Annotated in this window: 21 protein-coding genes and 3 pseudogenes; 17 read left to right on the top strand and 7 right to left on the bottom strand. The window is 71.9% G+C overall.

What is annotated here, in order from left to right; all coding sequences use genetic code 11:
* Positions 1-93 precede the first annotated feature (93 nt).
* The 6 genes and pseudogenes from KPF47_RS14840 (at position 94) to KPF47_RS14865 (ending at position 6,181) form a co-directional block, all read left to right on the top strand.
* Positions 94-1,053, top strand: coding sequence for a CoA ester lyase (locus KPF47_RS14840; RefSeq protein ID WP_224389385.1), 960 nt, complete (start codon positions 94-96; stop codon positions 1,051-1,053).
* Between the two features lie 40 nt (positions 1,054-1,093).
* The gene (locus tag KPF47_RS14845; protein WP_224389386.1) at positions 1,094-2,287 is read left to right on the top strand and encodes an acyl-CoA dehydrogenase family protein; all 1,194 of its coding nucleotides are present in this window, start codon (positions 1,094-1,096) and stop codon (positions 2,285-2,287) included.
* A 166-nt stretch (positions 2,288-2,453) separates the two neighbouring features.
* Positions 2,454-2,975 (top strand): general stress protein, encoded by a 522-nt coding sequence (locus KPF47_RS14850; RefSeq protein WP_224389387.1) that lies wholly within the window; start codon positions 2,454-2,456, stop codon positions 2,973-2,975.
* A 144-nt stretch (positions 2,976-3,119) separates the two neighbouring features.
* Positions 3,120-4,280 (top strand): annotated as a pseudogene (locus KPF47_RS14855) (carbon starvation CstA family protein); the annotation flags it as partial.
* Positions 4,281-4,529: 249 nt separating this feature from the next.
* Positions 4,530-5,372, top strand: a complete 843-nt coding sequence (locus tag KPF47_RS14860) for an IS5 family transposase (protein ID WP_224386276.1) — start codon at positions 4,530-4,532, stop codon at positions 5,370-5,372.
* Positions 5,373-5,587: 215 nt separating this feature from the next.
* Positions 5,588-6,181: a plasmid pRiA4b ORF-3 family protein gene (locus KPF47_RS14865; RefSeq protein WP_224386178.1), complete on the top strand. Its 594-nt coding sequence runs from the start codon at positions 5,588-5,590 to the stop codon at positions 6,179-6,181.
* 31 nt (positions 6,182-6,212) lie between these two features.
* Here the strand turns inward: KPF47_RS14865 and KPF47_RS14870 are convergent, their stop codons facing one another.
* Together KPF47_RS14870 and KPF47_RS14875 are read right to left on the bottom strand one after the other, a co-directional pair.
* Positions 6,213-7,058, bottom strand: coding sequence for an IS5 family transposase (locus tag KPF47_RS14870; protein ID WP_224386179.1), 846 nt, complete (start codon positions 7,056-7,058; stop codon positions 6,213-6,215).
* 196 nt (positions 7,059-7,254) lie between these two features.
* On the bottom strand, positions 7,255-8,478 hold the full coding sequence (locus KPF47_RS14875) for an IS701 family transposase (RefSeq protein WP_374108783.1): 1,224 nt from the start codon (positions 8,476-8,478) through the stop codon (positions 7,255-7,257).
* A gap of 285 nt (positions 8,479-8,763) precedes the next feature.
* On the opposite strand from KPF47_RS14875, the pseudogene KPF47_RS14880 reads away from it, so the two are divergent.
* The 5 genes and pseudogenes from KPF47_RS14880 to KPF47_RS39695 all read left to right on the top strand — a co-directional run bounded on the left by KPF47_RS14880 (position 8,764) and on the right by KPF47_RS39695 (position 12,776).
* Positions 8,764-9,621, top strand: a pseudogene (locus KPF47_RS14880) (IS5 family transposase).
* 136 nt (positions 9,622-9,757) lie between these two features.
* Positions 9,758-9,904: pseudogene (locus tag KPF47_RS14885) on the top strand (carbon starvation CstA family protein); the annotation flags it as partial.
* Between the two features lie 124 nt (positions 9,905-10,028).
* Positions 10,029-10,874: a carbon starvation CstA family protein gene (locus KPF47_RS14890; protein WP_224389388.1), complete on the top strand. Its 846-nt coding sequence runs from the start codon at positions 10,029-10,031 to the stop codon at positions 10,872-10,874.
* A 2-nt stretch (positions 10,875-10,876) separates the two neighbouring features.
* Entirely contained in the window at positions 10,877-11,086 is a 210-nt protein-coding gene (locus KPF47_RS14895) for a YbdD/YjiX family protein (protein ID WP_224389926.1), read from the top strand.
* Between the two features lie 154 nt (positions 11,087-11,240).
* On the top strand, positions 11,241-12,776 hold the full coding sequence (locus KPF47_RS39695) for a methyltransferase domain-containing protein (RefSeq protein WP_308015401.1): 1,536 nt from the start codon (positions 11,241-11,243) through the stop codon (positions 12,774-12,776).
* 8 nt (positions 12,777-12,784) lie between these two features.
* Here the strand turns inward: KPF47_RS39695 and corA are convergent, their stop codons facing one another.
* Positions 12,785-13,891, bottom strand: a complete 1,107-nt coding sequence (gene corA, locus KPF47_RS14905; RefSeq protein ID WP_224389389.1) for a magnesium/cobalt transporter CorA — start codon at positions 13,889-13,891, stop codon at positions 12,785-12,787.
* Positions 13,892-14,258: 367 nt separating this feature from the next.
* On the opposite strand from corA, the gene KPF47_RS14910 reads away from it, so the two are divergent.
* Positions 14,259-14,762: a MaoC family dehydratase gene (locus KPF47_RS14910; protein WP_224389390.1), complete on the top strand. Its 504-nt coding sequence runs from the start codon at positions 14,259-14,261 to the stop codon at positions 14,760-14,762.
* Between the two features lie 111 nt (positions 14,763-14,873).
* Here the strand turns inward: KPF47_RS14910 and KPF47_RS14915 are convergent, their stop codons facing one another.
* A complete protein-coding gene (locus KPF47_RS14915) occupies positions 14,874-15,278 on the bottom strand; it encodes an NUDIX hydrolase (protein ID WP_224389391.1) in 405 nt (134 codons plus the stop codon).
* Positions 15,279-15,387: 109 nt separating this feature from the next.
* On the opposite strand from KPF47_RS14915, the gene KPF47_RS14920 reads away from it, so the two are divergent.
* The 5 genes from KPF47_RS14920 (at position 15,388) to KPF47_RS14940 (ending at position 18,759) form a co-directional block, all read left to right on the top strand.
* On the top strand, positions 15,388-15,540 hold the full coding sequence (locus tag KPF47_RS14920; RefSeq protein ID WP_167379107.1) for a hypothetical protein: 153 nt from the start codon (positions 15,388-15,390) through the stop codon (positions 15,538-15,540).
* Positions 15,541-15,544: 4 nt separating this feature from the next.
* Positions 15,545-16,102, top strand: coding sequence for a PH domain-containing protein (locus KPF47_RS14925; protein WP_224389392.1), 558 nt, complete (start codon positions 15,545-15,547; stop codon positions 16,100-16,102).
* A gap of 156 nt (positions 16,103-16,258) precedes the next feature.
* Positions 16,259-17,146, top strand: coding sequence for a PHP domain-containing protein (locus KPF47_RS14930; RefSeq protein ID WP_224389393.1), 888 nt, complete (start codon positions 16,259-16,261; stop codon positions 17,144-17,146).
* A 57-nt stretch (positions 17,147-17,203) separates the two neighbouring features.
* The gene (locus tag KPF47_RS14935) at positions 17,204-18,085 is read left to right on the top strand and encodes a PD-(D/E)XK nuclease family protein (RefSeq protein ID WP_224389394.1); all 882 of its coding nucleotides are present in this window, start codon (positions 17,204-17,206) and stop codon (positions 18,083-18,085) included.
* A complete protein-coding gene (locus KPF47_RS14940) occupies positions 18,082-18,759 on the top strand; it encodes a hypothetical protein (RefSeq protein ID WP_224389395.1) in 678 nt (225 codons plus the stop codon). Before KPF47_RS14935 ends, KPF47_RS14940 begins: the two co-directional genes overlap by 4 nt.
* Before the next feature lie 4 nt (positions 18,760-18,763).
* On the opposite strand, the gene KPF47_RS14945 is transcribed toward KPF47_RS14940, so the two are convergent.
* The 3 genes from KPF47_RS14945 to KPF47_RS14955 all read right to left on the bottom strand — a co-directional run bounded on the left by KPF47_RS14945 (position 18,764) and on the right by KPF47_RS14955 (position 22,106).
* Positions 18,764-20,098: an NAD(P)/FAD-dependent oxidoreductase gene (locus tag KPF47_RS14945; protein ID WP_224389396.1), complete on the bottom strand. Its 1,335-nt coding sequence runs from the start codon at positions 20,096-20,098 to the stop codon at positions 18,764-18,766.
* Between the two features lie 93 nt (positions 20,099-20,191).
* A complete protein-coding gene (locus KPF47_RS14950; RefSeq protein WP_224389397.1) occupies positions 20,192-20,809 on the bottom strand; it encodes a PadR family transcriptional regulator in 618 nt (205 codons plus the stop codon).
* A 46-nt stretch (positions 20,810-20,855) separates the two neighbouring features.
* Positions 20,856-22,106: a PQQ-binding-like beta-propeller repeat protein gene (locus KPF47_RS14955; RefSeq protein WP_224389398.1), complete on the bottom strand. Its 1,251-nt coding sequence runs from the start codon at positions 22,104-22,106 to the stop codon at positions 20,856-20,858.
* Between the last annotated feature and the right edge of the window lie 4 nt (positions 22,107-22,110).

Below are 22,110 nucleotides of genomic sequence, written 5' to 3' on the forward strand. Positions count from 1 at the left end.
CGTGCCAGCATCGGACCCCAGCCCGAGCGCCCGTGTCACGACGACGTCGTCGCCGCGACCCGGGCGAGGACGATCTCGACGAGGAGCCCGCCTGTGAGCACCACCCTCCGCGCCCGCCGGTCCTGCCTGGCCGTGCCCGGATCGAGCCAGAAGTTCATCGACAAGGCTCGGACGCTGAACTCCGACCAGGTGTTCCTGGACCTGGAGGACGCCTGCGCCCCGCTGGCCAAGCCGGGTGCCCGGAAGACCATCGTCGAGGCGCTCAACGAGGGCGGCTGGGGCGAGAAGATCCGCGTCGTGCGGGTCAACGACTGGACCACCGAGTGGACCTACCGCGACGTCGTGGAGGTCGTCGAGGGTGCCGGCGCGAACCTCGACGCGATCATGCTGCCGAAGGTGCAGACCCCCGAGCAGGTCGTCGCGCTCGACCTGCTGCTGACCCAGTTCGAGAAGACCAACGGTCTCGAGGTCGGGAGGATCGGCATCGAGGCACAGATCGAGAACGTGCTCGGCCTGACCAACGTGAACGCGATCGCCACCGCGTCGCCGCGGGTCGAGACGATCATCTTCGGCCCGGCCGACTTCATGGCCTCGATCAACATGAAGTCCCTGGTCGTCGGCGAGCAGCCCCCGGGCTACGACGTGGGCGACGCCTACCACCACATCCTGATGTCGATCCTGATGGCGGCCCGCGCCCACGACAAGCAGGCCATCGACGGTCCGTACCTGCAGATCAAGGACGTGGACGGTTTCCGCCGGGTCGCCGGCCGCTCGGCCGCGCTCGGCTTCGACGGCAAGTGGGTGCTGCACCCCGGTCAGATCGACGCCGCCAACGAGACGTTCTCCCCGGCGCAGTCGGACTACGACCACGCCGAGAACATCCTCGACGCCTACGAGTACTTCACCTCCGAGGCCGGCGGCAAGCGCGGTGCGGCGATGATCGGCGACGAGATGATCGACGAGGCCAGCCGCAAGATGGCGCTGGTGATCTCGGGCAAGGGCCGGGCCGCGGGCATGACCCGCACCGACAAGTGGACCCCGCCGGAGTCCTGAGCGACCCCGCCCCCGACACCGACGTCCAGGAGGAACACCCATGGCCCGGCTCGCCCAGACCGCCGGTCTGACCGACATCCAGACCGAGATCCTGTCCACCGTCCGCAGCTTCGTGGACAAGGAGATCATCCCGCACGCGACGGCGCTGGAGCACGCGGACACCTACCCGCAGGACATCGTCGACGGGATGAAGGAGATGGGGCTGTTCGGCCTCATGATCCCCGAGGAGTACGGCGGCCTCGGCGAGTCGCTGCTCACCTACGCCCTGGTGGTCGAGGAGATCGCCCGCGGCTGGATGAGCGTCTCCGGCGTCATCAACACCCACTTCATCGTGGCGTACATGCTCCGCCAGCACGGCACGCAGGCGCAGAAGGAGAAGTACCTGCCGAGGATGGCCACGGGCGAGACCCGCGGCTCGTTCTCGATGTCCGAGCCCGACCTCGGCTCGGACGTCGCGGCGATCAAGACCCGCGCGAAGCAGGACGGCGACGACTACGTCATCGACGGCGCCAAGATGTGGCTGACCAACGGTGGCACGTCGAACCTGACCGCGGTGCTGGTGAAGACCGACGAGGGCGCCGAGCGCCCGCACCAGAACCTCACCACGTTCCTGGTGGAGAAGCCCACCGGCTACGGCGAGGTCGCCCCCGGCCTGATCGTCCCGGGCAAGATCGACAAGATGGGCTACAAGGGGGTCGACACCACCGAGCTGGTGTTCTCCGACCACCGGATCTCCGGTGAGCAGATCCTCGGCGGGGAGCGTGGCAAGGGCTTCGCGCACATGATGGACGGCGTCGAGGTCGGCCGCGTGAACGTCGCCGCCCGTGCCTGCGGCATCGCGATCCGGGCCTTCGAGCTGGGCGTCGAGTACGCCCAGCAGCGCTCCACCTTCGGCAAGCCGATCGTCCAGCACCAGGCGATCGCATTCAAGATCGCCGAGATGGCGACCAAGGTCGAGGCCGCGCATCTGATGATGGTCAACGCCGCGCGCCTCAAGGACCGCGGCGAGCGCAACGACGTCGAGGCCGGCATGGCCAAGATGCTCGCCTCGGAGTACTGCAAGGAGGTCACCGAGGAGGCGTTCCGCATCCACGGCGGCTACGGCTACTCCAAGGAGTACGAGATCGAGCGCCTCATGCGCGAGGCGCCGTTCCTGCTCATCGGCGAGGGCACCTCGGAGATCCAGAAGACGATCATCTCCCGGGGTCTGCTGCGCGACTACAAGCTGCGCTGACCCCCGTCGGCGTCACGGCCCCGTACCCCGTCCCGGGGGACGGGGCCGCGTCGTCCGGTCGGCCGGGTGTGACCTGGGGCTCCGCGACTAGTCTTCGGGGCACGTCGCGGTCGGGTCGAACGTTGCACCGACGACGAGACAGGACATCTTCCACGAGGAGCACGCCATGACCAACCCCTTCGGCGGCCAGACTCGTCCGGCTCCGGGCCTGCCGCAGCTGCCCACCCCGCCGACCGGGTGGCCGGTGGGCTCCTACGCCACCTACGAGGAGGCGCAGCGGGCCGTCGACCACCTGGCCGACTCCGACTTCCCCGTCGCCGACGTGACCATCGTCGGCGTCGACCTGATGCTCGTCGAGCGGGTCATCGCCCGCCTGACCTGGGGCCGGGTGCTCGCCTCGGGTGCGGCGCAGGGTGCCTGGCTGGGCCTGTTCGTCGGCATACTGCTGTTCGTGTTCTCCCCGGACGGCAACGTCCTGCCGATCGTGGTCGGCCTGGTGTCCGGCGCGGTGTTCTTCATGGCCTTCGCCGCGGTCAGCTACCGCGCGAGCAAGGGCCGCCGGGACTTCCAGTCCGCCAGCCAGATGGTGGCGGGCCGCTACGACGTCCTGTGCGAACCGCGCAACGCCGAGCGGGCCCGCGAGATGCTGGCCAAGCTGGCGATGAGCGGCCCCGGCGGGGGTTTCTGACCGGCGCCGGACGCGCCCGCACGACCCACGGCCGTCGTCACCCGACCGGGTGGCGGCGGCCCCGTGCGTCGGCGGTCGGACGGATGTTCCCACCGGGCGCACCGACTCCTATAGTTCGCGGGTCGGACATATCGGAGGGGCGCGATGACACAGGTGTCGGGCGGACCGGCGGAGCGCGAGCTGCCGCCTGCTGCGGTGGACGAGGAGGTGCTCCTCGCCGAACAGCGGGCGTGGACCCCGCTCAAGATCGCGGTGTGGGCGGCGATCGCCCTGCTGGGCGGAGTGGCGTGGGTGATGCTCGCGCTGGTCCGCGGGGAGACGGTGAACGCGATCTGGTTCGTGTTCGCCGCGGTGAGCACCTACGCGATCGCGTACCGGTTCTACTCGCGCTACATCGAGAACAAGCTCCTGCGGCCGGACGACCGGCGCGCCACCCCGGCGGAGTACAAGGAGAACGGCCAGGACTTCCTGCCGACCGACCGGCGGGTCCTCTACGGCCACCACTTCGCCGCGATCGCCGGTGCCGGGCCGCTGGTCGGGCCGGTCCTCGCGGCGCAGATGGGCTACCTGCCCGGCACGATCTGGATCATCGTCGGCGTCATCGTCGCCGGCGCGGTCCAGGACTACCTGGTGCTGTTCTTCTCGATGCGCCGCGGTGGGCGCTCGCTCGGCCAGATGGCGCGCGAGGAGCTCGGCCGGGTCGGTGGCATCGCGGCCATCATCGCGACCCTGGCCATCATGATCATCCTGATCGCGGTGCTCACGCTGGTCGTGGTGAACGCGCTCGGGGAGAGCCCGTGGGGCGTGTTCTCGGTCGCGCTGACCATCCCGATCGCCCTGTTCATGGGCGTCTACCTGCGCTACCTGCGTCCGGGCAAGGTCTCCGAGGTCTCCTGGATCGGCTTCGCGCTGCTGATCGGTGCGATCGTCGCCGGCGGCTGGGTCGCCGAGACCGAGTGGGGCCAGACCCTGTTCACCCTGGACCGCACCACCATCGCCTGGGGTGTGATCGTCTACGGCTTCGTGGCCGCGGTGCTCCCGGTCTGGCTGCTGCTCGCGCCGTGCGACTACCTGTCGACGTTCATGAAGATCGGCACGATCGTGCTGCTCGCGGTCGCCATCATCGTGGTCCGGCCCGAGCTCGCGGCGCCCGCGTTCAGCGAGTTCGCGGGCAGCGACGACGGCCCGGTCGTCGCCGGGTCGCTGTTCCCGTTCCTGTTCGTCACCATCGCCTGCGGCGCGCTGTCCGGCTTCCACGCCCTGATCTCCTCGGGCACCACCCCTAAGAGCGCCCGGCAAATGAGGTCGTGGGGGTGTCGTTGCAGGTAGAGGCACGGACTCTCCAGGCGACCATCAGGACATCAGCAATCCCATGATCACTTGCAGGTCCGTGTCTCTACCAACACCGACACACGGCCACCTCTACTGCCGGGCGCTCTAAGAGGTCGCGCGGATTGGTCACAGCTTGGCCGCGGTCGAGTGTCTGGGGGCGAGGGCGGGTACGGGCCTGCCGATCATGAAGTTATCTACGCTTCGTGATCGTCTGGAGGCCGCGTGCCCACCCTGCCATCATGGCTGACCGAGCCGTTGTGGGACCAGTTCACCGCGCTGCTGCCTCATCGAGACGAGTTCGATCCCACCCATCCGCTGGGCTGCCATCGCCGCCGGATCGCGGATCGGATCGTGTTCGACAAGCTCCTGCAGGTACTGCGGTTCGGCTGCTCGTATGAGGGCATCGCTGACAGCACCTGCTCGGCGACCACCATCCGCGATCGTCGTGACGAGTGGATCAGGCTCGGGGTCTTCGCCCAGCTGCGTCGGATCGTCCTGGACGCCTACGACCGCATCGTCGGTCTGCTGCTGCACGACATCGCCGTCGATGGCGCCATCACCAAGGCCCCCGGCGGCGGCGAGGTCGCCGGTCCGTCGCCGGTGGACCGGCGCAAACAGGGTATGAAACGTTCGGTGCTCGTCGAGGGATACGGCATCCCGCTGGGCCGAGTCCTGGCCGGAGCCAACCGGCACGACTCCCCGCTACTGGGCCCCACCCTCGACCGCCTCGATGCTCTCGGCCCGCTGCCCGACGACATCACCGTGCACCTCGACGCCGGCTATGACTCCGGCAAGACCCGCGACACGCTGGCCGAACGAGGCCTGCACGGCGAGATCGCGCACAAGGGTGAGAAAGCGCCGATCCAGGCCACCCGCCGCTGGCACGTCGAGCGGACCAACGCTTGGCACAACAGCTTCAACCGGCTGCAGCGCTGCTACGAACGACGAGAAATCGTCGTCGACGCGTTCTTCGACCTCGCCGACACGATCGTCACACTCCGTAGCTTGATTCGGCAGGCCTGGACCACACACCGCTGGAACGCCCGACCTGCACGACGTCCATGATCACCAACCAATCCGCGCGACCTCTAAGAGGTCGTTTCAGAACGACTTGTCGAGTTTCCATTGACCCCTCGACGACAGATCAAACGGCAGGTCAGATAGCCGCTTGTCGTCTACAACAGACACGTCGACCTCGTTCTGAAATGACCTCTAAGACGTCGTTTCAGAAGTGGTGGGCCCGGTTCTGCCGGTGACGGCGGGGCTGGCAGCATCGGCTGATGGTCGCGCCTCGTGTGTCTGAGAAGACGAAGATTTTCGAGTTGGAGATCGTCCTGACCGAGGTGGTGCCGGCGGTCCGGCGTCGGGTGCAGGTGCCGGGCGAGGTCGACTTGGCGGTGTTGCACGAGGTGGTGCAGTCAGTGATGGGCTGGACGAACTCTCATCTGCACGAGTTCGAGATCGTCGGGCGCCGCTACGGGATCCCAGACCCGGACTGGCCCGGACAGGATGTCGCCGACGAGACGAAAGAGAAGCTGTTTCGGCTGGTCAAGGCTGGTGACCGGTTCGGTTACGTCTACGACTTCGGTGACAACTGGGCCCACGAGATCACCGTCGAGGCGGTCGCGGCCGTCGAGCCGGGAGTGTGCTATCCGCGATGCGTCGCCGGGCAGGGGGCGTGCCCGCCCGAGGACGTCGGCGGGATCGGGGGGTATGAGGACTTCCAGGCCGTGCTCGCCGACCCTGACCATCCCGACCGCGCCGAGCGCCTGGAGTGGGCGGGCGGGCCGTTCGACCCGCACCGCTTCGACCCTGACGAGGCCGACCGGGCCTTGGAGTGGCTGGCCTGGCGGCCGCTGGCCCCGACCTCGTAGGCGAGTGCCTCAGCGAGGGCTGGGTCGACCATCACTTCGGCTTCGGCTTCGGCTTGGTGAGGCGGCGGTGGCAGATCAGGGCGCAGGCCAGCGATAACAGCGCGGTGATCGTGGATTCGGCGCGGTCGTAGCGCAGCGCGAGGCGGCGGAAGTCCAGCAGCCAGGACATGGTGCGCTCGACGACCCAGCGGACCCGCCCGAGCCGGGTGGAGTCCTCGATCCCGCGCCGGGCGATCCGCACCCCGATCCCACGCCCACTCAGGTAGCGGCGGCAGCGGGGATAGTCGTAGCCCTTGTCGGCGTGCACCTTGTCCGGCCGACGTCGCGGACGCCCCGGCTGTCCCGCCCGTTCGCGGACGCCGGGGTTGGTGTCCAGCAGCGGGGCGAGCATCCGACTGTCGTGGGTGTTCGCCCCGGTGACCAGCGCATGCAGCGGGAGCCCGCCTCGGTCGCAGAGCACGTGGTACTTGCTGCCCGCCTTCCCGCGATCGGTCGGCGAGGGCCCGGTGGCCTCGCCGCGGCGCTTGGCCCGCACGCTCACGCTGTCCACCGCCGCCCGCGACCAGTCCAGCAGGCCCTGCTGGGCGAGGCGGTCGAGCATCACCCGGTGCAGCTGGGCCCAGACCCCGGCCTGCTGCCACTGCCGTAGCCGCCGCCAGCAGGTCACTCCGGACCCACAGCCGAGCTCGGCGGGCAGCGCGTTCCAGCTGATCCCGGTCTTGAGCACGAACACGATCCCGGCCAGAGCGGCCCGATCCGGCACCCGCGGACGGCCTGTCCGTCCCCGCTTGTGCTTGCGCGGCTTGGGCAGCAGCGGCTCCACCAGCGCCCACAGCTCGTCGCTCACCAATCGCTCGACACAAGATCGCCGCGCCACGACCGGACATGATCAGCTACCAGCGCCGATCCACACAGGACCGACACGCCGACTTCTGAAACGACCTCTAATACTCCAGCCGCACTTCGTTAGCTGAGCTGTCTTCGTCGTCGATAGTGGCTTTCGCGGGCTCGGTGTTGGTGGCGACGTCGCCAGGTCGACCAGGCCCAGCACGGCGCCTGGGTGGGAATGTGGATCAGAGGTGCCAGGAGACGTCGGATCTCGGCGAGGGTGAGCGGGATGAGCCCGTGATCAGGTCTTTTGGGGCGATCGCCGCGGTGACCGAGAGGTAGGCGTGGGCGAGAATAGCCAGGGTGACGTGGCGGTACCAGGCGTCGTAACGCCGCACTTGATAGTGGTCGAGCCCGACCTCGTTCTTCGCGGTCTGGAAGCACTCCTCGATCGCCCACCGCGTGCCGGCGACGCGGATGAGATCGTCGTCGGTGGTGCCGGGCGGGCCGGCGCACAGGTAGTAGGCCAGATCGGGCTCCTCGCCGGCGGAGAGCTGTGTGTCGGTGAGGATCTGACGTCGGACCAGTAGCCATCGGCCCCATCCGGCCGGGGCGTTCTCGGGCGGATACAGCGAGGCCACGGCCCAGTCGTAGAAGCGTTCTCCCTTCACACCCGGACCGGCTGAGCGGCGCTTCCACGCCCGTCCGGGAGCGCGGGCGACCAGGTCGTCGGCCCGTCGTGAGCCGCTGATCTGACAGATGTCGGCGTCCAGGGACAACGGGACGGACTGGCTGCGCGGAACCGCGACGACGTAGCCGATCCGGCGCTGCTCGCACCAGGTGCGGAACTTGTAGTCCTGCCCGTATGCCTCGTCCGCGGTCACCCATCCTGCGGGAACCCCGGCATCGAGGGCACGGCCGAGCATTTCCTTGGCCAGCGTGGCCTTGGTGGCGAACTCGATCTCCTCAGGCACCGCCGCGGCTCGGCAGCGTTCCCGATCACCGGTCCAGGACTTGGGCAGGTAGAGCTCGCGGTCGATCAACGTCCGGCCCTTGCTCGTGGCATAGGCACAGAAGACTCCGAGCTGGCAGTTCTCCACCCGCCCGGCAGTGCCCGAGTACTGGCGCTGCACCCCCGCCGACTTCGTCCCCTTCTTCAGGAACCCGGTCTCATCGACGATCAGCACCCCACCGGACTCGCCGAGGTGCTCGACGACGTAATCCCGCAGGTCATCACGGACACCGTCGACATCCCAGGTCGCGGAGTTGAGCAGCCGCTGCATCCCATCCGGAGTCGTGTCACCGGCGACCTCGGCCAGCGTCCACCCGTTCTTCCCCGCCAACGGCGCCAACAACCCCCGCACATACGCCCGCGCCCGACGCCGCGGTTCCGTCCGGAAGAACCGGCCCGCCACCAGCCCGAACAGCCCATCCAGGCCACCGGCCCACGCCTCGAGATCCTCCTCCACCTGCACAAGATCGAAGCTTAGCGCACATCAACATCACAAACTGCGGCTGGAGTACTAAGAGGTCGTTTCAGAACGACTTGTCGAGTTTCCATTGACCCCTCGACGACAGATCAAACGGCAGGTCAGATAGCCGCTTGTCGTCTACAACAGACACGTCGACCTCGTTCTGAAATGACCTCTAAGAGCGTCCGGCAGTAGAGGTGGCCGTGTGTCGGTGTTGGTAGAGACACGGACCTGCAAGTGATCATGGGATTGCTGATGTCCTGATGGTCGCCTGGAGGGTCCGTGCCTCTATTGCCAGAATCGCTGATCGACCCCCTCTGGGTCGAGTTCGCTGCCCTGATCGAGGCAGAGCGGCGCCCGGAGTTCGACCCGGCCCATCCGTGGGGATGTCACCGCCGCCGTATCCCCGACCGCCTGGTGTTCGAGCACGTGCTCGCGGCGTTGGTGCACGGCAGCGGCTACGAACGCATTGCCACCCCCGGCTGCTCGGACCGCACGATCCGCCGCCGTCTCGCCCAGTGGGCCGCCGCTGGCGTCGGGGAGCAGGTCCTTCGGGCCGCGCTGGCCGGCTATGACTAGATGATCGGTCTCGACCTCGACGATCTGTCTGCCGACGGAGCGATCACCAAGGCTCCCTGCGGTGGCGAGGTCGCCGGCTGTAACCCGGTCGACCGGGGCAAACAGGGCACCAAACGCTCCGTGGTCTGCGACGGTGCGGGGATCCCGCTGCACCTGATCAGCGCCCGCGCCAATGACCACGACTCGCCGTTGCTGAAACCGACCCTGATCGGGATCTACGACATGATCGGGCCGCTGCCCGAGCGACCGTGCCTGCACCTGGACCGGGGCTATGACTCAGGCAAGACCCGCGATCTGCTCGAACGACTCGGGTTCGACGCACAGATCGCCACCAAGGGCCGGCCCGCCCCGATCCAGGTCGGTAAGCGGTGGCCGGTCGAGCGCACCCATTCCTGGATGAACGGCTACGGCAAGCTGCGCCGGTTCACCGATCGCCGGAAGATCATCGTCGAGTTCTACCTCGACCTCGCCGCCGCGCTCACCGTGATCCGCCGGCTGATCAACCGTGCCCGCAGCCGCTACCGCTGGACAACCCGACCCACGACCCGTCGACTCCGATAACCATCAATCGCCGGACGCTCTTAGAGGTCGTTTCAGAACGACTTGTCGAGTTTCCATTGACCCCTCGACGACAGATCAAACGGCAGGTCAGATAGCCGCTTGTCGTCTACAACAGACACGTCGACCTCGTTCTGAAATGACCTCTAAGCTGGTCGAGAAGGAGCGCCAGACCCGGTTCATCGGCTACGGCGGCATGCTGATGGAGTCCTTCGTCGCGATCATGGCGCTGGTCGCGGCGCTGTCGATCGACCGCGGGCTCTACTTCGCGATGAACGTGCCCACGTCGCTGACCGAGGGCACCGTCGAGGGTGCGGCCGCGTTCGTCAACTCGCTCGGCCTGATGAACGTCAACGTCACCCCCGGACCAGCTCGCGACGACCGCGGCGCTGGTCGGCGAGGAGTCGATCGTGTCGCGCACCGGCGGCGCGCCGACCCTGGCCGTCGGCCTGGCGAACATCATGCAGCAGTTCATCGGCGGGCCCGCGATGATGAGCTTCTGGTACCACTTCGCGATCATGTTCGAGGCGCTGTTCATCCTCACCGCCGTCGACGCGGGTACCCGGGTGGCGCGCTTCATGCTCCAGGACGCGATCGGCACCGTCGTCCCGCGGTTCAAGGACACCTCGTGGCGGCCGGCGGCCTGGATCTGCACCGGCCTGATGGTCGGGGCGTGGGGCGCGATCCTGCTGATGGGCGTGAGCGACCCGCTCGGCGGGATCAACACGCTGTTCCCGCTGTTCGGCATCGCGAACCAGCTGCTCGCCGCGATCGCGCTCGCGGTCTGCCTGGCGATCGCGGCACGGCGCGGGCAGGTGCGCTATCTGTGGATCATCGTCGTGCCACTGGCCTTCGCCGCGGTCGTCACGGTCACGGCGTCGATGTACAAGATCTTCTCCTCGAACCCGAAGATCGGGTACTGGGCGCAGCACCTCGCCTTCCGCGAGGCCATCGCGTCCGGGGAGACGAGCTTCGGCACCGCGGGCACCCCACAGGCGATGGCGGCCGTCGTCCGCAACACCTTCGTGCAGGGCTCGCTGTCGATCCTGTTCGTGACGCTTGCGCTCGTCGTGATCGTCGCCGCGGTGCTGGCCGCCTGGAAGTCGATCTCGGTGGGTGGCCGTCCGGACCACGAGGAGGAGCCGGTGGCATCGCGGCTCTACGCCCCGGCGGGCCTGGTCGCGACCCCGGCGGAGAAGGAGCTGGAGAAGGAGTGGACCGAGGCGGTCGGCACACCGGCGCGGTCGGGGCACTGACCGTGACCGTACCGACCGTGACGGCCAGGACGCTCACCCGGCTGCGGGCGCTGCACGGCTGGTGGCGCGGGGTGATCGGGGCGGACCTCTACGACCGCTACCTCGACCACCACCGCCGCACCGGGCACGACCACCCGCCGATGACGGAGCGGGAGTACTGGCGGGCCCGCAGCGAGTACCAGGAGAGCAACCCGCAGGGACGCTGCTGCTGAGCCGGCGCCCGCCCCGGCGCCGCGCCCGCTGCGCCGCACGGGTGGCTCCGGAACCACGTTCGGCCCAGCGCGCCCTCCCGGGTGGGTGTCACACCCCATCCGGGAGGGCGCGTCGGGTTCCGGACGCGGGGCGCTGCGGGCAGGATCAGGCCCCGTGAGCGGCGAGGCGTGGCAGGAGAGCGACCAGATCCGCCCGGCCACGGTGCACCGTGCCTACGGGCGAGGGGCCGCGGGCTTCGACGCCTTCGTCGCCACCCTGCCCGGCTACCGCACCCACCTGCGGGTGTCGGCGTCCCGGATGGGCCTCGGCGAGGGACACGGCCTGCGGCTGCTGGACGTCGGCTGCGGCACCGGGGTGTCCACCGAGGCGCTGCTGACCAGCGTCGGGGGTGCCGAGGTGGTGGCGGTCGACGCGTCCGCGGAGATGCTCGCCGTGGCCCGGCGGAAGAACTGGTCGCCCCGGGTGACGTTCGTGCACTCCCGGCTGGAGACCCTTGCCGAGGCCGGTGTCGAGGGGCCGTTCGACGGCATCCTCGCGTCCTTCCTCGTGTCGAACCTGCCCGATGCCGAGCACGGCCTGCGACGCCTGCTGAGCCTGCTCGAGCCCGGCGCCCCGCTGGCCGTGCACGACTACGCCGTCGGCGGGAGCCGGAACCGGGTGCGGTGGACCACCGCGAACTGGACCTGGATGCTGCCGATGGCCTCGCTGCGCTGGGGGGTCGCCGACCTGGCCCGCTACCGGGCCAAGCGGATCGCGACGGCCGGCGGGCCGGAGCAGATGGTGCACCGGATGGAGCGCGCCGGATTCGACGACGTCCGTGTCCAGACCGTCGGCGGGTCCCAGCAGCACCTGGTGCACACCTTCCTGGGACGGCGTCCCGACGAGCCCGACGTGGTGGGGGAGCGCCGGGAACGCCGCGCCCGCCGCTCGGCCATCGCCGCCGCCGGGTGGCGGCCCCTGCGCGAGGACACCGGCCCGGCCCCCGACGACGCCGCCGAGCCCGTCGCCGAGGGCGGGCCCGAGGACCCCGGCTACGCCGAGGCGCTCCCGGAACGGATCGGCGACGACGTCGAGGTGGGGGAGGGCGACGCCCCCGGGCGCACCACGCCCCCCGCGGACGCCGCGGACACCGCGGACACCGCGGACACGGCCGCTCCCGCACACCCCGACGGCACCGACCGCAACGGCACCGACCGCAACGGCACCGACGGCACCGACGACGCGCCCCGGGGGGCGGACGACCACGTTCCGGACACGTCCCGCCCGGGACCCGGCCCCGCCTCCGACGACGACGCGGACACCCGGCCGCGCGGGCACGCCGTCGCCCGGGCGTTGCGGTACGGACTGCCGGGAACCGGGCCCGGCCGCGCGGGAGCCGGCGCGTCCGGGCCGGGGGAGCCGGGCTCCGCCGGAGCCGACGCGTCCGGACCCGCGGAGCCCGGCGCCACCGGGTCCGGTCCGTCCGGGGCCGCGGGTCCCGCCGGGGCCGGGACCGACGACCCCGTGCCCGGGCCCCGGCCCGACGACCCGGTTCCCGGGGGACCGCGGCGGCCGACGTCCGGCCCCCGGCCGCGGCGCCCGGTCGGCCTGCGCCGCCCCGGCCCGCCGAGGCCGCGCCCGGAGGAGACACCCCCGCCCGCGGGTGACGACGAGCCGCCGACCCCGCCGACGGGCACCCGCCGGGTCTGAGCGGAGGCCTACAGCCAGCCGTTGCGGCGGAAGTTGCGGTAGAGCAGACCGCACAGCGTCGCGATGACCAGCAGGACCATCGGGTAGCCGAAGTCCCAGTGCAGCTCGGGCATCGAGTCGAAGTTCATCCCGTAGACGCCGGCGATCATCGTCGGCACCGAGATCAGGCCCGCGTAGGCGGTGATCTTCCGCATGTCGTTGTTCTGCCGCATGCTGATCTTCGCCAGGACCGCGTCGACCAGGGTGGTCAGGAGCTCGTTGAAGCCGGCCACCTGCTCGGCGACGCCACCGAGGTGGTCGTCGACGTCGCGGAAGTAGGACCGCACGTCGTGCGGGACCAGCGCGCTGTAGCCCTCGGCGAGCTTGCGCATCGGCCCGACCAGTGGCATCACGCAGCGGCGCAGGTCGAGGATCTCGCGCTTCATGACGTAGATCTGCTCGGGGTTCATCGTCGAGCGCGGCGAGAACACCTCCGCCTCGACCGCGTCGATGTCGTCCTCGATCTGGCCGCAGACCTCGATGTAGGAGTCCACGACGTGGTCGGCGATCGCGTGCAGCACCGCGGCCGGGCCGAGCTGGAGCTGTTCCGGGTCGTCCTCGAGCCGCCGCCGGACCTCACGCAGGCCGGTGTGGCGGCCGTGCCGGACGGTGACGACGAAGTCGCGTCCGAGGAAGGCCATGACCTCGCCGGTCTCGACGATCTCGTTCGACGTCGTCGGGTCGGCGTGCCCGACGTAGCGGACGGTCTTGAGCACCATGAACAGCGTGTCGTCGTAGCGCTCGAGCTTGGGGCGGTTGTGGGCGTGCACCGCGTCCTCGACGGCGAGCTCGTGCAGCCCGTAGGTCTCGGCGCCGCCCGCGATCTGCTCGGAGTCCGGCTCGTGCAGGCCGATCCAGACGAAGCCCTCGCCGCGCTCGCGGACCTCGGCGATCGCCTCGTCGTGGGTCCAGCGACCGGCGAGCCGGTGACCGCCGACGTAGACGGCGCAGTCGACGACGTAGGCCGACAGCGGGACGCGCAGCCGGACGGGTGGGCTCGCCGCGGCCCGGGCGGCGGCGCGCTCGGCACGGCGGGACGGGCGGATGGTGGGACGGAGCTGGGAGAGCGAGGGCATCACGAGGACCACCTCCGGGCATGCCGGTACGGCTCGAGGGGGCGAGCGGTACCGGGGATCGGTGCGACCGCACGCGGCGGCCGCCGGGCCGGAACTCGCCTCCCGCCGGGATCAGCCCCGGACGTACCCCGGGGCCGTGCGCAGCGGGAGGCGGCACCTACTGCTCGCCGGTGTCTGGGACGCGGACACCGCACTCACCTCCCTGCCGTTCGGCGGACCGTCCTGTGTCTCGTCCGTGCGCCGGCGGAGGTCACCGAGATGTGACATCCCCGACCGTGCACGTGTGAGCCGGACCGCCCTTCCTCGCGCGGGCCACCGGATAGGTTACTCCCGCAACGGAGGACACGGCGTGATGGGAGCGTGAACGGTGCAGTTCGGGCGCTACTACGAGGAGTTCGAGGTCGGTGCGGTCTACAAGCACTGGCCCGGTAAGACGGTCACCGAGTACGACGACCACCTGTTCTGCCTCCTCACCATGAACCACCACCCGCTGCACATGGATGCGCACTACGCGGAGGAGACGACCGACTTCGGCAAGAACGTCGTGGTCGGCAACTACATCTACTCGCTGCTGCTGGGGATGTCGGTGCCCGACGTGTCGGGCAAGGCGATCGCGAACCTGGAGGTCGAGTCGCTCAAGCACACCAAGCCGACCTTCCACGGCGACACGATCTACGGCGAGACCGAGGTCCTCGACCGGACCCCGTCGAAGTCGAAGGACGACCGCGGCGTCGTGTACGTCGAGACCCGCGGCTACAAGCAGGACGGCACCGTCGTCTGCACGTTCCGCCGCAAGGTCATGGTGCCCAAGCGGTCCTACGGCGACAGCCGTGGCGGCGAGCAGCCGGGCCGCCCCACACCGCAGGTCTGACCCGGCGGGGTCCGTCCCCGCGGTACCGGCCCCCGACTCCGCCCGGAGCCGGGGGCCGTCCTGTGTCACCCACACGCCGACCGCGGATCCGGGTGGGCACCCGGCGTGGCGTCAGGACCGGGGCAGGCAGTCCCACCCACCGAGGGTCTCGGTGAGCCCGTCGACGACCGCCAGCGCCGCGTAGTCCGCCCGGTCGACGAACCGGGCGTCGGTGGCGTCGTCGCCGGCCCGCGGGGCGCCGCCGCCGGGCGCGAGGGTGCACACGTAGTCGGCGATCCGGTAGGGACCGCGGAACACCACACCGGCCAGCCGACCGGGGACGACGTCCAGACCGGTCTCCTCGGCGAGCTCGCGGACGACGGCGGCGTGCTCGCTCTCCCCGGCCTCGACCCGCCCGCCCGGAACCGACCACAGGCCCCGGCCGGGCTCGTTCCCTCGGCGGACGAGGAGCAATCGTCCGTCCGGGTCGAACACGATTCCACCCACGCAGGCGACGTGTCGGCTACTGTCGGTCATCCGGAACGACGGTACGCTGCTCGGGTGCCGGTACCGGGGCCAGTCGGCCCTCCGGTACCAATGACATGTCTGTGTGTCCGACACACCGAGAAACGGGTGGGCAGGGAACGTGAAGAAGATCCTGATCCTGGTAGCGGTGGCGCTGGGGATCTTCCTGGTGATCACCAATCCCAACGGTGCAGCCGGTTCGGTCTCGAACGTGGGCAACATCCTCTACGACGCGGCGCAGTCCGTCTCGACCTTCGTCACCAACCTGATCTGAGCCCGTGCTCGCGCCCCGGGAGATCGACGAGTACCTGCTCCCCACGGAGCGACGCGTCATCCGTGTGCGCCAGCACTGGGCCGTGATGGTCCGACACATCTGGCAGACCGCGCTGTTCATCGTGGTCGTGGTCGGGATCGAGCAGCTGCTCGACCGTCCCGGGATCGACCCGGTGCTGGACGCCGTCATCGACAACCTGGCGTTCTACCTGGTCGTCGTGGCCGTCCTGCGGTACACGGCGCTGTCGATCCTCTGGTGGATCGAGCGGATCGTGATCACCGACAAGCGGGTGATGATCGCCCAGGGGATCATCGTGCACAACGTCGGCATGATGCCGCTGGGCAAGGTCACCGACCTGACGTTCCAGCGTTCGCTGTCCGGTCGCATGCTCGGTTACGGCACGATGGTCGTGGAGTCCGCGGGCCAGATCCAGGCGCTCAACCGCATCGACTACATGCCGCGCCCCGAGGAGATCTACGAGGCACTCTCCGAGCTGGTCTTCGGGGAGAAGGGCAAGACGCGCGCGACCGGCATGCTCGCCAAGCCGCGCTGGCGACGCTGACCCCGGCACCGGGGCGGGCGTCCCGCCCCGGTCGGCGCGGGACGTCGTCCCCGGGCTCGACCGTGCCCGCCGACCGGTCCGGGTCGTCCTGACCGACCGGAGGGTGCGGCCGCGTCCCGGGGTGCACGTGGCGTGCGCCGGGCTAGGGTCGGCGGCGTGTCCGTCATCGACCTGCACGCCCACTCCACCGCGTCCGACGGCACCGACTCCCCGGCCGAGCTGGTCCGGGCGGCCGGGGCCGCGGGGCTCGACGTCGTCGCGATCACCGACCACGACACCACGGGCGGGTGGGCCGACGCCGCGGCCGCGCTCCCCGCGGGCCTCGACCTGGTGCGCGGCGCCGAGTTCTCCTGTCTCAGCCCGACCGACCGGACGGGCGAGCCGCGCTGCTCGGTGCACCTGCTCGGCTACCTGTTCGACCCCGGGCACGCCGCGCTCGTGGCGGAGCAGGAGCGGCTGCGGGGGGAGCGGGTGCAGCGGCTGGAGACGATGATCGGCCGGATGGCCGCGGACGGGTACCCCGTCGACGTCGACACCGTGTTCGCGCACCTGCCCGAGGGGGCCAGCGCGGGCCGCCCGCACCTGGCCCGTGCCCTCGTCGCGGCCGGCGTGGTCGGGTCGGTCGACGAGGCGTTCGCCGAGCTGCTCCACAACGACAGCCCCTACTACGTGCCGCGGGCCGACACCCGGGTCGAGACGGCGGTCGAGATGATCGTCGCGGCGGGTGGGGTCGCGGTGTTCGCGCACCCGCTGGCCCGCGCGCGCGGTGTCGTCGTGGAGCCCTCGGTGCTCGTCGACCTCGTCGGTTGGGGCCTGGGCGGGGTCGAGGTCGACCACCCGAACCACGCCCCGGCCGACCGGGAGCTGCTGCGGGGTCTCGCCGCCGAGCACGGCCTGTTCGCGACCGGGTCCAGCGACTACCACGGCACCAACAAGACGACCCCGCTCGCCGAGGAGACGACCGACCCGGAGGTCTACGCGGCGCTGGCCGAGCGGGCCACCGGCGTGCCGGTGCTGCACGGCGGATCCGGCGGCGCCCCGTGACGACGCGTCGCCGGGAGTGATCGACGGTCGGTGACCCTCCGGGAGTACCGTGGCGCCATGGCCCGGACCACCGCTCCCGCCACCGGGGCACCGGACGGTCAGCTCGGCCTGGACCTGCTCGACCCGGACTTCGGAGCGACCGCGCTGCACCGGGTCACCCCGGCCCGGCTCGACACCTGGGACACCTGCCCCCGCCGCTACCGGATGCTGCACGTCGACCGGCCGGCCCCGTCGCGGGGCGGCGGATTCGCCCACACCTCGCTCGGCGCGGTGGTGCACCTGGCGCTGCGCTCGCTGGCGGCCCTGCCCGCGTCGCGGCGCACGCCGGAGCAGGCCGCGGCGCTGGTCGACCGGCACTGGACCGGGGAGGGTTTCGCCGACGACGCCCAGGCCGCCCGGTACCGCCTGCGGGCCCGGGACTGGCTGGCCGCGGCCGTCGACGGGCCGGTCGGGCGTGACGAGCCGCTCGCCGTCGAACGGTGGGTGCGCGCCCCGGCCGGGCCGTTGCTGGTGGAGGGCCGGGTCGACCGGATCGACGCGCGCGACGGCGAGGCCGTCGTGGTCGACTTCAAGACCGGGCGCCGGGTACCGACCGACGACGACGCGGCGGCCTCCCGCCAGCTCGCGCTCTACGCCGTCGCCACCGCCTCGGTGCTCCGCCGTCCCTGCCGCACCGTCGAGCTGCACCACGTGCCCAGTGGGACCGTCGCCGCACACACCCACGACCAGGCCTCCCTCGACCGGCACGTCACCGCCGCCGCCGCGACCGCCGACGCCGCCACGCGGGCGACGACGGCACTCGCCGCAGGCGGCGACGCCGCCGCGCTGTTCCCGGCCCGCACCGGTGGGCACTGCGGGACCTGCGCGGTCCGACGGCACTGCGCGCCCGGCCGCGCCGCCGTCGCCGAGCCCCGACCGTGGGACCTGCTCGCCCCGTGACCGCCGACCCGCCGTTCCCCGGCCCGCCGCGGCACGGCCGTCCCGCGCTCCCGCCACGCCCGCCCGCCCCGTACCGGGCGCGACCCTCGTACGGGCGCCCGCATCCCGGGCCCGACGGCTACGACCCCCGTCCGCCGGGCCCGCCGTCGGGTCCGCCCGGCCGGCGCGGAGCCGTCGGCCCGCCGGCCGGCCCGCGGCCCGCCGAGGCGCTGCCCGAGTCCCGCCGCGCACCGCGCCGGGGCGACGGGGCCCCGGCCCCGCGCCGCGAACCGTCCGCCGGCGCGGCCGGGCGACCGGGCGACGACGAGCACCCCGCCGCCTGCGCCCCCGGCCGGCCGGTCGACCGCCGGAGCGCCGGGGAGGGCACGCGGCGCCGCGGCGCCGGACCGGGTGGCGACGGTGTCGGGACCCGGCTGCTGCGCGGTCTGTCCGGGGTACTCGCCGGTGGACTGGTCGTGCTGGCGCTGGGACTGGTCGTGGTGGAGTGGGCGGCAGGGAACAGCGGGGTGCCGGGGCCCGGGGCGGGTGCGATCGTCGCGCACGTCGGCGCGGCGGTCGTCGCCGTCGCCGGCCAGGTCGTCGCCGACCGGCGGCGGGACCGTACCGGGTCGCTCGCCGCGCTCGTGGTGGTCGTGACGGCGTCGCTGGTGCTCGGGTTCGGCTGGTTCCTGTAGCCGGTCAGGCGCCCTCGGAGTCGCGGACCCGCTGCATGCTCCTGGCCATCCGACGGCGCAGCGCGGGGACCCGGTTGACCAGCTGCAGCCCGCTCCGCTGCGCGACGGTCCCCAGCGCGCGGAGGACCGGGCCGCGGCCGGACCCGTCGTGCATCTGCTGCAGCGACTCGCGCACCGCGGCCGCCGAGTAGCGGCGCATCCGGGCCTCGTAGCCGCCGATGGCGGTGTGCAGGTCGAGGTCGCCGTCGAGCACCCGGACCAGGCGCTCGCCCAGCTCCCGGGCGTCGCGCAGGGCGGTGTTGGCGCCGGCGCCGCGGCCGGGGGTCATGGTGTGCGCGGCATCGCCGAGCAGCGTGACCGGGCCGGGCTCCCAGTGCGGCAGCGGGTCGGAGGTGCGGATGTCGATCCACAACGCCGACGCCGGGTCCGACCGGTCGAGCAGCTCCCGCCAGCGCGGGTCCCAGTCCGCGGTGACCTGCTGCGCCAGGGTGAGCAGAGCGGAGCCGTCCGCGGTGGCGGGACGCCCGCCCGGCAGCACGGTGTGCGAGACGGTCACCCCCCAGGAGACGAAGTCGTCGGTCGGGTCCCCGGCCAGGCCGGGCCAGCCGCGCAGCGTCGCGGCGCGCGCCGGGTCGAGGCCCGGGCGGGGGACCCGGTCCTCGTCCCAGGGCATCCGCATGACGTGGCTGATGCCCATCGTCCCGGTGCGGCCCAGCACCAGGGCCATGCCGTCGGCCCCGGGCAGCAGGGCCGTCGTGGTGGCGTCGAGCGGGGCCCGGCCGCCGATCGCGACGAGCCCGGTGGAGGTGTGCCCGGCGCCGGGCAGGAACCGCCCGCGGACCCGGGAGTGCGCGCCGTCGGCGCCGACCAGGAGGTCGCCGGTGACCGTGTCCCCGGCGCCGGTCCGCACGACCACGGTGCCGTCGTCGCGTACCTCGTGGGAGGCGTACGGGCTGCCCCACCGGACGGTGTCCTCGATGCCGGTCAACAGCACCCGGCGCAGCGTGGTGCGGCTGACGTTGAACTCCTCGGCCCCGCCGCCCGGCATCTCGGCGAACGGCAGCGACAGCAGCTCGCGGTAGCGCTCGGTGCACATCAGCAGCCCGGCGTAGGCCCCGGCCGTGGTCGCCTCGAACACCGCGTACAGCTCCGCGGGCAGGCAGGCCCGCAGGGCGCGGGAGCCGTCGGGGGAGATGCCGACCCGGTAGCCGCGCAGCCCGGCCGGGCGCGGGTCGGCGTCGCGTTCCAGGACGACGACCTCGGCCCCGGCCCGGTGCAATCGCTGGGCCAGGCACAGGCCGCCGGTGCCGGCACCGGCGACGATCACTCGGACGGACATGGTGGACCTCCGTGTCGGAGCAGGACGGGTCGCGGCCGGTCGCGGACGCGACGGCCGTGCGTGCGGTGCGGCCGGGACACCCCCGGCGCCGGGTCAGGGGACGCCGGGCGGCGCGGGGCCACCGCGTGCGGCGGCCAGGCGCAGCAGCTCCTCGCGGCTCCAGGTGAGACGGCCGCTACGGACGTCGTCGACGAGCGCGGCGACCCAGGAGGTCTCGGCCTCCAGCATCGCGATGGTGTACTCGAGCTCGACGAGCACGACCCGCGGCAGCAGGCCCACGACCGACTCGTGGTTCGCCCGGGCGCCGGCCGAACGCCGTCGCAGGGTGTCGAGCCGGGTCTCCATCGCCGCGGCGGCGTCGGCGGGGGTGAGCTGGGGCAGGTGCGCGAGGCCGACGACGAACTCGGGGAAGTCCGGCCGCGGCGCGGTCAGCATCTCCCGGGTCCACTCCTCGGCGGTCTCGCGACCGGCGTCGGTGACCGCGTACAGGGTGCGTTCCGGGCGGGCGGTCTCGCGCTCGGTCGTGTGCTCGACGATCAGGCCGTCGCGCGCGAGGCGGTCGATCGTCTTGTAGAGCTGCGACCGCTGCCCGACGTTGACCACGTCGTCCTTGCCCCGCTCGCGGACGAGCTGCTGCATCCGGTACGGGTGCATGGGCGCCTCGGTGAGCAGGGACAGCACGGCGAGAGCGAGGCCGGACCGCTGCGTCATGGTGTCGAAGATACTAGTGTCTCCGACACTACGGCAACGTCGGTTCTCAGCCGCCCGGACCCAGTACGACGACCTCGTCGCCCCGCAGCTCCACGAGCAGGGCGCCCTGGGCGGCGAGCAGGACCGGGGCGGTGACCGGGCCGCGGTCCACCGGCAGGGTCCGGGCGACGGCGCCGGTCGCCGGGTCGACGTCGGCGACCCCGCCGGGGACGGGGACGAGCAACCGGTCGCCGTAGCGGGTTCCGGGGCCCAGGGTGCCGGGCAGACTCCAGCGTGGCTGCAGGCTGCGGGTGTCCAGCGCGACGGTCGCGCCGCCGGTCCACCAGTAGCGGCGCTCGTCGGCGGCGGTGCGGGCGACGCCGTCGGAGGGGGCGGCGACCGTGCCGCCCGCGTCGACGGGGAACTCGCCGATGCTGCGCCCCATCCGGTCGTAGAGGGCCAGGCGGGGCGCGCCCGGCAGCAGCAGGGCGACGCGCTCGGGGGAGGTGGCGACCACCTGGGCGCCGTCGGTCCCGGTGACCGACGACGAGTCGAACGCCGGGCGGTCGCCCTCGGTGCCGCTGGGGCGCAGCACCGTCAGGCGCTCGGAGGGCTCGCCCGGGCAGCGTTCCAGGATCACGGCGCGGTCCTCGGCGGCGGCGAACGACCCGAAGGTGCACCCCGACCGCGGCTGCGAGCCGGGCTCCTCCAGTGCGCGCACCGTGCCGTACTCCGCGGTGCGGACCAGGTCGGAGCGGAAGGTCTCGACGTAGTCCTGACCGGTCGCGAGCACCGGGTCCTGGCCGATCAGCCGGGTGCCGGGCCGGGCGTCGAGGGTCCGGGCCGGTCCCCGCGCCCCGGAGTCGGGCTGCAGGGTCGACAGCTCGGAGCAGTACTCGTCGTTGCGGTAGAGCGCGAGCACCCGGCCGTCGGCGAAGCCGGTGGTGCACAGCGGCAGGTCACGCCGGTAGCTCCAGCGCTCGGCGCCGGTGCGGGCGTCGCGCCCCGAGACCCGGGACCTCTCGGCCACGACGACGCCGTCCCCGACCGCCAGTGGCACCGGCGTGTCCGGGCTGGCCGCCCGCCACAGCTCGGTGAACCCCGCCGGGACCGGGCCGGCCGGAGGGGGCGGGACGGGCGCGGCCGCGGCCGGCACCGACTCGGTGTGTGCGGCCGGGCTCTGCACGGCGTAGAGCACCGCGACCCCGACCACCAGCAGCACGAGCACCGCGGCGACCAGTCGGTCGCCGCGGTGTCGTCGTTCGGCGGGGACGCCCGGGAGCGGGAGCCGGTCCCGCAGCGGTCGGCCGCGCAGCACGCGT

Source organism: Pseudonocardia sp. ICBG1293 (genome assembly GCF_020131355.1).
Classification (GTDB): domain Bacteria; phylum Actinomycetota; class Actinomycetes; order Mycobacteriales; family Pseudonocardiaceae; genus Pseudonocardia.